The organism is Bifidobacterium pullorum subsp. gallinarum (assembly GCF_000741215.1).
Lineage (GTDB): Bacteria > Actinomycetota > Actinomycetes > Actinomycetales > Bifidobacteriaceae > Bifidobacterium > Bifidobacterium pullorum_B.
Genome location: NZ_JGYX01000006.1, coordinates 39,395 through 50,163, shown reverse-complemented (window position 1 = coordinate 50,163; position 10,769 = coordinate 39,395). Strand labels below are relative to the sequence as shown.

The window sequence follows — 10,769 nt, the reverse complement described above, 5'->3', positions numbered from 1 at the left end:
CACGGGAACGTTCCGAACCCTGCACCGTACGGGGTTCGGAACGTTTTGCATATAAGGAGGACCAGCCTTGTCCGGCCATCATCGTTCCCTACCGTTGTATTGCGTGATTGGCGCCGACGCACTCTCCCGCGCAGGCAACGCCATGACCACCATCGCCATCCCGTTGATCGTGCTCAACCAAGGCTACTCAGCAGCGCTGCTGTATGGCCGCGCAGATTCCGTTCCCCCTGGTCCTGGCGGTCATCGCCATAGCGGGGTTGTCTGCCGGTTCCATCAACCCGATGATCGACACCATTCTCTACGCGTTGATTCCCGGAGATATCCGCGCGCGCACGTTGGGGGCAATGACCGCAGCGGTCACCGCCGGCATGCCGTTCGGCAGTGTGATGGCCGGTTATCTGGGCCAGTCCATGCCGCTACCGTTGGCATTCGCCATCATCGGCGGCTGCTATGCCGGCGTTTTCGTTCTGACCGGCTTTGGCCGGCACTGGCGGAGGTTCGACGAGTCCTTCCGTCACGCCACGGAAGTCTGAACCAAAGCGAGCGGCAATTTCCCTGTGAACGGAAACGACGATGCGTCATCCCATGTGTTCGGATATTGTTGAGGCATGAGCGATATTCAGGATGTTGTCATTATCGGTTCCGGCCCCGCCGGATACACCGCGGCCATCTACCTGGGCCGCGCCGGGTACCGTCCGCTGGTTATAGCGGGTGCCCTCACACCTGGTGGGCAGTTGGTCAATACCACCACCGTGGAGAATTTCCCCGGATTCCCCGACGGGATTCTGGGCCCCGATCTGATGGATGCCATGCAGCGGCAGGCCGAACAGTTTGGCGCCCGTCTGGTCTGGGACGACGTGGTATCCGTCGATTTCGGCGATGACGTTCACACCGTCACCTGCGATCAAGGTGATGTGTTCCAGGCCCGCACCGTTGTGGTGACCACTGGATCCACAGTGCGCAAGCTCCAGGTTCCCGGGGAGGAGACCTTCGCCGGGCGCGGTGTCTCCTACTGCGCCACATGCGACGGATTCTTCTTCCGCAACAAGCCGATTGTGGTCGTCGGTGGCGGCGATAGCGCCTGCGAGGAGGCGCTGTTCCTCACCCGATTCGGCTCCTCGGTTACATTGATCCACCGTCGCGACGAATTCCGCGCCTCAAAGATCATGCAGGAACGAGTCCGTTCCAACCCGGATATCACATTGATGATGAACACCGTGGTTGAGCGGGTCAACGGCTCTGACGCCGGTGCCGAATCGATTACCGTACGTAACCGCGCCACGGATGAGGTGACCGATGTTCCGGCCAACGGCATCTTTGTGGCCATCGGGCATACCCCTGCCACAGATTTTCTGCACGGCGCTCTGGCGCTCGATGACGACGGCTATATCCTTGTGGATGGTGCTTCGACCCGCACATCCGTTCCGGGCGTCTTCGCCGCCGGCGATGCCGTGGATCGTGTCTACCGTCAGGCCATCTCCGCGGCCGGCATGGGATGCAGGGCCGCACTCGATGCGCAACGGTATCTGTCGGGCGACTGATCTCCCCCACTGATTCAACGCGGAAGCCCCGCACATCACGACGTTCAACCGTGGTGTGCGGGGCTTCTGTTTCACGTGAAACTTTGTTCGCGGCGATTCTTTACACCCATCCCGCTTGGTCGTCATCCTGCCGTGCCGGAGACTCGGGAACCAGCAGCTTCATGATGCGGTCCATATCCTCTGGAGAAGAGAACACGATCTCAATGCGACCATGCTTCGCTGTGCCTTTGATGGACACCTTGGTATCGAAACGATTCTCCAACGATTGCTGAATGGCTGATCCAACCCAAGGATTAGCGGCATGAGTCCTACGTTTCTTGGGCTGTTCCGACGCCGCCACCTGCATTGATACGATCTCTTCGGTGCTGCGCACCGAAAGCCCCTCGCCGATGATGCGATCGGCCAGCTTCTCCATCGCCTCTTCGGTGGGCAACGCCAGCAACGCCCTGGCATGCCCAGCAGAAAGCACACCCGATGCGACCTTCTTCTGCACCGTGACCGGGAGATTCAACAGTCGCAGGGTGTTGGCAATCTGCGGACGCGACTTGGAGATCGATTTCGAGAGTTGCTGTTGTGTCAATCCGAATTCATCGATCATCTGCTGATAGGCGGCAGCCTCTTCCAGAGGATTCAGCGCAACTCGGTGCAGGTTTTCCAGCAACGCGTCACGCAGCATATCGTTATCCGACGTTGTCTTGACAATGGCCGGAATCGTTTCCAACCCAGCCAACTTCGAGGCACGCCAACGCCGTTCGCCCATCACCAGTTCATACTGGCTTGGAGACAGCCGGCGAACTACGATGGGCTGCAGTACTCCGACCTCACGAATCGAATCGGACAGCTCACGCAGATCATCCTCATCGAAGATCGTTCTCGGCTGGTGGGCGTTGGGGACGATCGCATCCAAGCGCAACTCATCCAGATATCCGCCCTGCACCGGCTGCAGCTCCACCTCCGGCTCAGCCTCAGATGTTTCACGTGAAACCTTTGGCTCAGGTTCTTTGGCCTTCGGAGCAGGTGCCGCCGGCTGGGTCAGCGTGGTGTCAAAGAACATGTCGCTCGGGTGCACGATGGTGTCCAGCGACGGCATCGACGCACGTTTGCCTGACGTCTTTCGTCCGCTTCTGGTGGCGCCGGATGGTTTCGACCCGGCCTGCGCGGCTGGCTGCTTCGCTTCACCATGCGGAGCCGTTTCAGGTAGCGGTGTTTCAGACGTCGGAGTCTCGGACGGCAGAGCCTCCCCCGGAAGCGCGGGGAACAACGCGCCCAATCCCTTACCCAAACGTGAACGTGTGGACATCACCGCTCCCCTTTCCTCTTGTCGATGGCATCCAACACCATCGGCGAACGTTGTGCAATTTCCAATGCCGCTTCGCCATATGAGATGGCCCCCACGCCGTGTGCGTCATAACGGATGACGGTCTGATTGAAGCTGGGCGCTTCGGAGATCTTCACGGTGCGTGGAATGGTGGTGTCCAGCACGATGGTGGGGTAATGCTTCTTCACCTCGTCGAAGACTTCACGACTCAGCAACGTACGGCGGTCGAACATCGTGACCAGCATTGTGGAAACAATCAGCGCAGGATTGTAATGCTCCTGTACCAGCCCGATGGTGTTGATGAGCTGTCCCAATCCCTCCAACGCGTAATATTCGGCCTGGATCGGGATCAGCATCTCCGTGACCGCGCACATCGCGTTGATGACCAATAGTCCCAAGCTCGGAGGGCAATCGATGATGACATAGTCCAGATCATGATCGGCGAGATGCGCGTCGAGCGCCCGCTTCAACAGGAAGGTGCGATCGGGCATATCCGCGACTTCCAGCTCGGCACCGCTGAGATCGATGGAGGCTGGCACCACCTGCAATGATGAAAAATCCGGACACGGTTGCATCACTTCCGCAATGGACAGCCGTCCTTCCAGCACGTCATAGACGGAAGGCTGCCCCGATGAGTGCATAATCCCCAATGCAGTGGAGGCGTTGCCCTGAGGGTCCATATCGATGACCAATACATGAGCACCATGATCGGACAGTGCCGCGGCAACATTCACCGTAGTGGATGTTTTGCCCACGCCACCCTTCTGGTTGGCGACGGCAATGCAACGGGTACGCTGTGGTTTGGGAAACACGGATTGCTGAAGTCGGCGATATCGGCTGGCTGCATCCACTATATCGGCGCCTAACGGCGAGCCACCGCCTTGAAAAATCCGTTGAATCGTCTCAGCGGCAGACTCGATTCCGTGTTGTTGCTCCGCCATGAACAGCCCTCCTCAGTTTTACCAGTACCTTCAAGTCTCACTGTGCGCATGGACATTGCACAGCCTTCGTCAACCATGTGGATAACGTCATCAACAATGTGGATAACTCATTCCACAAGTCAACATGAATTGCCTATAATCGTTGATATTTCAACGAAAAAGTTATCCACAGAATTATCCACACATACGTGGATAACTGTGGATAACACTTATCGTTTACGCACAATAACCACGTGAGTCGGCTCCAGATCGCCGCCGACCGGGGCCACAACCACGCGTGCGCGCATACCCCCGGCGGTACGAATAACACGCTCGGCCTTGTCCAGTTCCGCCTGAGCAGAACGCCCCTTCAAGGCGATCAGGCTGCCCTGGGGCTTGAGCATCGGCAACGTCCAGCCGGTCAATTTCGTCATGGGAGCCACAGCCCTGCAGGTCACCGCATCGAACGGTCGCACCTGCGCATCTCGCCGCTTCAGCGCAGCGATGATCTCTTCGGCGCGCGCCCTGATCACCGTCACATTGGACAGCCCCATAAGCTCCACACACTCATGCAGCCACTCCACACGACGCTCCATCGGTTCTATCAACGTGAAGCGATGTTCCGGCATGCAAGCCGCAGCCACAATACCCGGGAATCCCCCACCACTGCCGACATCGGCGATCGATGCGCTCGTCTTGCCGATCTCACGTCGGATGAACGGCACAATGGCCGCCGAATTCAGGATGTGCCGCTCCCACAGGATTCCGACATCCCTTGGTCCGATCAGTCCTCTGGGCTCCCCTTCCGTGGAAAGTTTCACGTGAAACTTCCGCAAGCGCGGCAACGCCTCCCCAAGCACCTCTTCGAGAATCGGAGAATCATCCAACGGATCATGAATCTCGGCATCTTCGGGCATGAACGCATCCTCTCATTCGATACATACAATGATGGAGGACCGACAACGGTCCTCCATCATATCTTATACTTCGAAACCCAATGTCCACAATATGGACATCACTCGTCGTTACCGGCTTTCATATACACCGTCACGTAGCGATGGGGTTCCTCGCCATGCGAGCGGGACTTGAGCCCCTCCTCGCGCACCACATCGTGGATCACCTTGCGCTCGAAGGAATTCATCGGCTTGAGGTTGACCGGTTCGCCGGTCTCGCGCACCTCATCCACGGCATCCAACGCAACGTCACGCAGATGCTGCCGCTTACGCTTCAGGAATCCATCGACATCCACAATGAGATGGGAACGCTCACCGGTCTTCTGCTGCACCGCAAGACGCGTCAGCTGCTGCAACGCGTCCACCACCTCGCCATGACGGCCGATCAGATGCTTGATGTCCGAATCGTCATCGGCAACGATCTGCACCATGGGGCGGTTGTTGCGGACGCCCAACTCGATATCGCCTTCGTAATCGACGATATCCAGCAGGCCCTCAAGATAATCGGCGGCGATGTCGGCTTCATCATTGAGCTGATCCATCGTTTTCTCGTCGTCATCCTGCGCCATTGTTCTGTACTCCTTACTCGAGGGGTTGTTGTTCAAGTCGTTCACCGATACCGAGCTTACGCGGTATCGGAAAAGGATGCGTCCCCGCCATCCGACATACGGCGGGGACGCAACGATCGTTATTTCTTCTTCCGCTTCTTACGCTGCGGCTGCTGGCGCTGATACCCCTGGGTCTCGCGCCGTTCGGCCTCCTCCTTGGCCTTGACCAGCTCCTCCTCCTCGAGGGAGATCTGGCCCGCCTTGGCACGGCGGGCGTTCTCACGGTCATGGTCGCGGATCTTCTTGCGCTCGGACGCCGGGGATCCCGGGGTCGGGAAGTTGTAGATCTGCCACATCGAACGCAGCAGGTTGCAGATGTTGTTGGTCAGCCAGTACACCAGCACGGCGAACGGCATCGCGATGCCGGAGAAGATGTACATGATCGGGAACACCCAGAGCATCATCTTCTGCATCATGGCGGCCTGTCCGACCATGGCCTCCTGGTTCATGTTGCGCTTCATGCTGTTGTACTGCATGAACCACATGCAGGTGCACATCAGCGCCACGAAGATGCCGATGACGATCTTGCCCGACGTGTCCGCCGTGGTGAAGTTATCGGTCACGCTCACCCCGAACACGGTGGTCTGGGAGAATTCCTCGGCGGTCGCCTGGTCGAACGCGCCCAGGGCGGCACGCTTGCCGTCGGCGATGTAGGGGATGGCGGACAGCACATAGAACATGCACATGAACACCGGGCCCTGGATGAGCATGGGCAGGCACGAGCCGGCGGGGTTCGCGTCGTTGTCCTGGTACAGCTTCATCATCTCGCGGCTCAGCGCCTCTTTGCTGGCCTGATCGGTTTTGCCCTTGTACTTGTTCTGGATGTGCTGCATCTTGGGCTGAAGCGCCTGCATCTTGCGCATCGACTTCATCTGCCGGTAGTACAGCGGGAAGATGCACGCGTGCACCACCAGCACCAGGAAGACGATGGACAGCACCCAGGAGAAACCGATCGGCGACATGCCCAGCAGCTTCAGGAATTCATGGAACAGGTTCATCACCTGCGTCATCAGCCATTCGATCGGCGTCAGAATCTTGTACAGCCAACCGAAGAAGCTGGTATCCAGCAAAAACTCGTTCGAAGTATTCATGATCAGGCCTTCTCCTTATCGTCCTAGGCCAGTGGTGTCAACCGAGGCTCCTCGTGAGCCTTGGACCAGGAAAATCTGTAGAACAGCGAATACCGTTGGGGTACGTCATCGATCCCGCCACGACTCCACGGCCGGCATCTGAGCAGACGCAACACCGCCAACAGTCCTCCACGGCACGCGCCGAACCGTTCAATGGCTTCTATGGCGTACCGAGAGCACGTGGGATAGTACTTGCAGCAAGCAGGGGTGTTCGCGGAGATATAACGCTGATACCACCGGATACACCGAATCATGCCCCTGCCCACGCTGCCGTTCATCGTTGTCCCGATTTGCGCGCGATGGATTCGAACAGGGAATGAATCTGGCCATCCAACGAAGCGAAGGATGCGGATGAAGCGCTGGGCTTGGCCCGGAGCACCACATCGCAGTTCGGGGGCAACGCATCCTGATGATGTGCCGCCGATACCCGGAACCGACGTTTGACGGTATTCCTGGTTACCGCATTGCCAACGGCTTTGGACACAGCGAGGCCGAGACGACGATGACCATCCGCCGGGGTTGCAGCCTCCGAAACATCGTCGCGCACCAGATAGTGCGCGACGATGTCCGAATCAGAGACCCTGCGGCGGCGTTTCAGCACCGCGACGAATTCACGGTGGCTCCTCAGCCGCTCCACGCTGTCCCGCGCTGTTGGAATCAGGCGGAGAGGGACTTGCGGCCCTTGGCGCGACGACGGTTGATGACGGCGCGGCCGGAACGGGTGCGCATACGCAGACGGAAGCCGTGCTTCATGTGACGACGGCGGTTGTTCGGTTGGAATGTCCTCTTCATAATCTAATGCTCCCGGTGTTTTTGCCACGCCTGAGCGCGGCTCCTCATGAGTCAAGCTCTACTAACGTACTCTGACCCCTACCCCAAGTCAAAACACCGGACGCGTTTGTTCAAGCCAACTTCACAAACACCGGCCGTAAAACGTTGGAATGGTGCCGCACATATGCGGAAAGTTATCCACAAATTACACGAATGTTATTCACAATCCAGTCATTTCAACACGCAAGGGTGTGGATAACTTCCGAGATTCGGAGTAAACATGGACTACTGTATTTCAGTTGGCAACAACACGCTGCAATGAGGAAAGGGACCCTGGTGGCTGATACGACGATCAACCCTGCGGCAACGCAGGCGGCCGACATCTGGTCGGACGCGCTGGCCATTCTCCATAGCAGCACACTGTCGGCTCGCGAAAAGGGATGGTTCGAGGACGTCGTGCCCGAAGCGGTGTTCGGCACCACCATCGTGCTGTGCGTCAGCAACGCCGAGGTCCAGCAGACCTTGCAGACCACGCTCAACGAATCGTTGATGAATGCGCTGCGGATCGCCTCGGGACAGGAGATGTTCCCCGCGTTCAAGATCGCGCCCGCCGTCGAGGAACGCCCCGCCGCGCAGACTGAGCGGCCGCATGCCAAGCCCGTCCGGCACGAGGAGCGCACGCCGGAGGTCCCGTCCGCATTCGACCCGTACGCGGGCAGGACCTCGGTCCAGGGCCAGCTGCCCATTCCCGCCATGATCCCATCGCAATCGTTCGAGAGCGGCGAGCGTGGACCGGCGCTGGATCCGGAGACGCATCTGAATAAGAATGCGACGTTCGACACGTTCGTGCCCGGCGACTCCAACCGCTTCGCACGCACCGTCGCCCTCGCCGTCGCCGAAGGATCAGGACAGGACTTCAACCCCCTATGCATCTACGGCGGATCAGGCCTGGGCAAAACCCACCTGCTCAACGCCATCGGCAACTACGCCCTCGTCAAGGACCCCACCCTCAAGGTACGCTACGTCACATCCGAGGAATTCACCAACGAATTCATCGACGCCCTCCAGAACCCCAGCCAAAGCCAGGGCCGCATCGCCGAATTCAACCGACGCTACCGACAGGTCGACGTCCTCCTGATCGACGACATCCAATTCCTCGGCGGCAAGGAAGCCACCCTCGAACAGTTCTTCCACACCTTCAACAGCCTCTACCAGGCCAGCAAACGCATCGTCATCGCCAGCGACGTCGCACCCAAAAACCTCAAAGGATTCGAGGCACGTCTGATCAGCCGGTTCGACGCCGGTCTGACCGTGGACGTTAAGCCGCCGGACCTGGAGACCCGCATCGCCATCCTGCGCATGATGAGCGGCATGAATGGCGTCACCATACCCAACGACGTCCTGGACCTGATCGCGGAACGGTTCACCGAGAACATCCGAGAGCTCGAAGGCGCCCTCACGCGCGTCACCGCGGTCGCCTCACTCAGCAACCAGCCCGTCACCAAGGCGTTGGCGGAGCAGACGCTGCAGGATTTCTTCACTACGGACGTGGAGGTCAAGCCCTCCGACATCATCGGCCAGGTCGCCAAGTACTTCCACCTGACCTTCGATCAGATCGTCGGACGCACACGAACCAAGAACGTGGCGTTGGCACGACAGATCGCCATGTACCTGTCCCGTGAGATGACCAGCATCAGCCTGAAGGACATCGGCGACGTGTTCGGCGGACGCGACCACACGACCGTCATGCACGCATGCACGCGCATCAGCGACGAGATGCGGGAGAAGCAGGAGATCTACAATTACGTGATGGAGCTCACGGTGCGTCTCAAGCAGCGTTCCGCGGAGTGACGTCCCGCAACCGCGGGGGTCATTGCGGGGCACCGCTATACTCGTAGCATGATTGCCCGTCGGCAGCAGGCCATGACCGGGTGATGCGTTAGAATAACGAGTCCCGGCCGGCGTCCCTGCGCTCGGGCGAGACTCATGATGATGAGGGAGATGCCCATGCGCCAAGGTTTTGACAATGACAAGTACATCGAACTGCAGGCCGCGCATATCCGGGAACGCATCGCCCAGTTCGGCGGCAAACTGTATCTGGAGTTCGGCGGCAAACTCTTCGACGACTACCATGCCAGCCGCGTGCTGCCGGGGTTCCAGCCCGATACCAAGTTCCGCATGTTGAAGAGCCTGGCGGAGGACGTCGAGATCATCATCGCCATCAACGCCAACGACATCGAGAAGAACAAGGAACGCGGCGATCTGGGCATCACCTACGACGAGGATGTGCTGCGCCTGGCGGACATCTACCGCACCAACGGCCTGGCCGTGGCCGCCGTCGTGCTGACGCAATATGCCGGGCAGCAGGCGGCGGACGTCTTCCGCCACCGCCTGCAGATGCTCGGCATACCCTGCAAGCTCCATTACCCGATCGAGGGATACCCGCACGACATCGATCTGATCGTCTCCGAGAACGGATACGGACGCAACGAATACGTGGAGACCACGCGTCCGTTGGTGGTGGTGACCGCGCCGGGGCCCGGTTCGGGCAAACTGGCCACATGCCTGTCCCAGGTATATCACGAGCACGAACGCGGCATCGCCGTCGGCTACGCCAAGTTCGAGACCTTCCCCGTATGGAACCTGCCCCTGAAGCACCCGGTCAACATCGCCTACGAGGCCGCCACCGTCGACCTGGACGATTCCAACATCATCGACCCGTTCCATCTGGAGGCCTACGGCAAGACCACGGTGAACTACAACCGTGACGTCGAAGCGTTCCCCGTGGTCAAGGCGCTGATGGAGAAGATCCTGGGCACCTCCCCCTACCAGAGCCCCACCGACATGGGGGTCAACATGGTGGGCTTCGCCATCACCGATGACAAGGCCTGCGCCGAGGCCGCCAGGATGGAGATCGTGCGGCGCTACTTCACCGCCGCCGTGCAGGTCAGACGCACCGGCACCGGACAGGAGTACGTGGACAAGCTCGAACTCATCATGAAGAAGGCCGGGGTCTCCAAGGATTACTCACCCGCGCGCTCGGCGGCCCTGCTCAAGGAGGAGGCCACGGGGACGCCGGCCGGCGCCATGATCCTTCCGGACAACTCGGTGGTCACCGGCAAGACCTCCGACCGTCTGGGGGCCGCCAGCTCCCTGCTGATGAACGCTCTCAAGCAGGTCACCGGCGTGGATATGGAGCTGGAGGTCATCTCCAACGAGGCCATCGAACCCATCAGCCGGCTCAAAACCCAGCAGCTCGGCAGCCATAATCCGCGTCTGCACCCTGATGAGACGCTGATCGCGCTCTCCATCACCTCCGCCACCAGCGAGGTCGCGGCCCGCGTGCTGGCCGGTCTGCCGAAGCTGCGCGGCTGCGACGCGTTCTTCTCGGTCATCATCTCGGCTTCCGACGAGGCCCTGCTCAAGCGCTTGGGCATCAACGTGTGCTGCGAGCCGAAATTCGAACGCTCGACGTACTACCACAAGTAGTCAGCAGGCGCTGCTGCGCCACCGCATACGACGCCCTCC

The 10,769-nt window shown here is 59.6% G+C and carries 12 protein-coding genes; 4 read left to right on the top strand and 8 right to left on the bottom strand.

Annotation, left to right across the window (positions count from 1 at the left end; genetic code table 11):
- The first annotated feature begins 203 nt into the window (after positions 1–203).
- Positions 204–533, top strand: coding sequence for an MFS transporter (locus BIGA_RS07625; RefSeq protein ID WP_033507664.1), 330 nt, complete (start codon positions 204–206; stop codon positions 531–533).
- A 75-nt stretch (positions 534–608) separates the two neighbouring features.
- Positions 609–1,541 (top strand): thioredoxin-disulfide reductase, encoded by a 933-nt coding sequence (trxB, locus tag BIGA_RS07620; RefSeq protein ID WP_033507665.1) that lies wholly within the window; start codon positions 609–611, stop codon positions 1,539–1,541.
- Between the two features lie 100 nt (positions 1,542–1,641).
- Here trxB and BIGA_RS07615 read toward each other — a convergent pair whose 3' ends face one another.
- The 8 genes from BIGA_RS07615 to rpmH all read right to left on the bottom strand — a co-directional run bounded on the left by BIGA_RS07615 (position 1,642) and on the right by rpmH (position 7,262).
- A complete protein-coding gene (locus tag BIGA_RS07615; protein ID WP_033507666.1) occupies positions 1,642–2,841 on the bottom strand; it encodes a ParB/RepB/Spo0J family partition protein in 1,200 nt (399 codons plus the stop codon).
- Positions 2,841–3,800: a ParA family protein gene (locus tag BIGA_RS07610; RefSeq protein ID WP_033507667.1), complete on the bottom strand. Its 960-nt coding sequence runs from the start codon at positions 3,798–3,800 to the stop codon at positions 2,841–2,843. The genes BIGA_RS07615 and BIGA_RS07610 overlap by 1 nt, the downstream gene beginning before the upstream one ends.
- 209 nt (positions 3,801–4,009) lie before the next feature.
- Positions 4,010–4,696 (bottom strand): 16S rRNA (guanine(527)-N(7))-methyltransferase RsmG, encoded by a 687-nt coding sequence (gene rsmG / locus BIGA_RS07605; protein ID WP_033507668.1) that lies wholly within the window; start codon positions 4,694–4,696, stop codon positions 4,010–4,012.
- A 98-nt stretch (positions 4,697–4,794) separates the two neighbouring features.
- Positions 4,795–5,301, bottom strand: a complete 507-nt coding sequence (locus BIGA_RS07600) for a Jag family protein (RefSeq protein ID WP_033507669.1) — start codon at positions 5,299–5,301, stop codon at positions 4,795–4,797.
- A gap of 119 nt (positions 5,302–5,420) precedes the next feature.
- A complete protein-coding gene (yidC, locus tag BIGA_RS07595) occupies positions 5,421–6,431 on the bottom strand; it encodes a membrane protein insertase YidC (RefSeq protein ID WP_033507670.1) in 1,011 nt (336 codons plus the stop codon).
- A gap of 23 nt (positions 6,432–6,454) precedes the next feature.
- A complete protein-coding gene (gene yidD / locus BIGA_RS09355; protein WP_206538285.1) occupies positions 6,455–6,724 on the bottom strand; it encodes a membrane protein insertion efficiency factor YidD in 270 nt (89 codons plus the stop codon).
- A gap of 20 nt (positions 6,725–6,744) precedes the next feature.
- The gene (gene rnpA / locus BIGA_RS09350; protein ID WP_081883167.1) at positions 6,745–7,107 is read right to left on the bottom strand and encodes a ribonuclease P protein component; all 363 of its coding nucleotides are present in this window, start codon (positions 7,105–7,107) and stop codon (positions 6,745–6,747) included.
- A gap of 20 nt (positions 7,108–7,127) precedes the next feature.
- Positions 7,128–7,262, bottom strand: coding sequence for a 50S ribosomal protein L34 (gene rpmH, locus BIGA_RS07590; protein ID WP_007054596.1), 135 nt, complete (start codon positions 7,260–7,262; stop codon positions 7,128–7,130).
- A 297-nt stretch (positions 7,263–7,559) separates the two neighbouring features.
- Between rpmH and dnaA the strand changes: the two genes are divergently transcribed.
- Together dnaA and BIGA_RS07580 are read left to right on the top strand one after the other, a co-directional pair.
- Positions 7,560–9,092, top strand: a complete 1,533-nt coding sequence (dnaA, locus tag BIGA_RS07585; protein WP_162175554.1) for a chromosomal replication initiator protein DnaA — start codon at positions 7,560–7,562, stop codon at positions 9,090–9,092.
- A gap of 156 nt (positions 9,093–9,248) precedes the next feature.
- Positions 9,249–10,730, top strand: coding sequence for a DUF1846 domain-containing protein (locus BIGA_RS07580; protein ID WP_033507788.1), 1,482 nt, complete (start codon positions 9,249–9,251; stop codon positions 10,728–10,730).
- Positions 10,731–10,769: the final 39 nt, after the last annotated feature.

What these genes read in the sequence shown, in the direction of transcription:
- BIGA_RS07625 (WP_033507664.1), top strand. Translation starts at nt 204, where the DNA reads ATGGCCGCGCAGATTCCGTTCCCCCTGGTCCTGGCGGTCATCGCCATA.
- trxB (WP_033507665.1), top strand. Translation starts at nt 609, where the DNA reads ATGAGCGATATTCAGGATGTTGTCATTATCGGTTCCGGCCCCGCCGGA.
- BIGA_RS07615 (WP_033507666.1), bottom strand. Translation starts at nt 2,841, where the DNA reads ATGTCCACACGTTCACGTTTGGGTAAGGGATTGGGCGCGTTGTTCCCC.
- BIGA_RS07610 (WP_033507667.1), bottom strand. Translation starts at nt 3,800, where the DNA reads ATGGCGGAGCAACAACACGGAATCGAGTCTGCCGCTGAGACGATTCAA.
- rsmG (WP_033507668.1), bottom strand. Translation starts at nt 4,696, where the DNA reads ATGCCCGAAGATGCCGAGATTCATGATCCGTTGGATGATTCTCCGATT.
- BIGA_RS07600 (WP_033507669.1), bottom strand. Translation starts at nt 5,301, where the DNA reads ATGGCGCAGGATGACGACGAGAAAACGATGGATCAGCTCAATGATGAA.
- yidC (WP_033507670.1), bottom strand. Translation starts at nt 6,431, where the DNA reads ATGAATACTTCGAACGAGTTTTTGCTGGATACCAGCTTCTTCGGTTGG.
- yidD (WP_206538285.1), bottom strand. Translation starts at nt 6,724, where the DNA reads ATGATTCGGTGTATCCGGTGGTATCAGCGTTATATCTCCGCGAACACC.
- rpmH (WP_007054596.1), bottom strand. Translation starts at nt 7,262, where the DNA reads ATGAAGAGGACATTCCAACCGAACAACCGCCGTCGTCACATGAAGCAC.
- dnaA (WP_162175554.1), top strand. Translation starts at nt 7,560, where the DNA reads ATGAGGAAAGGGACCCTGGTGGCTGATACGACGATCAACCCTGCGGCA.
- BIGA_RS07580 (WP_033507788.1), top strand. Translation starts at nt 9,249, where the DNA reads ATGCGCCAAGGTTTTGACAATGACAAGTACATCGAACTGCAGGCCGCG.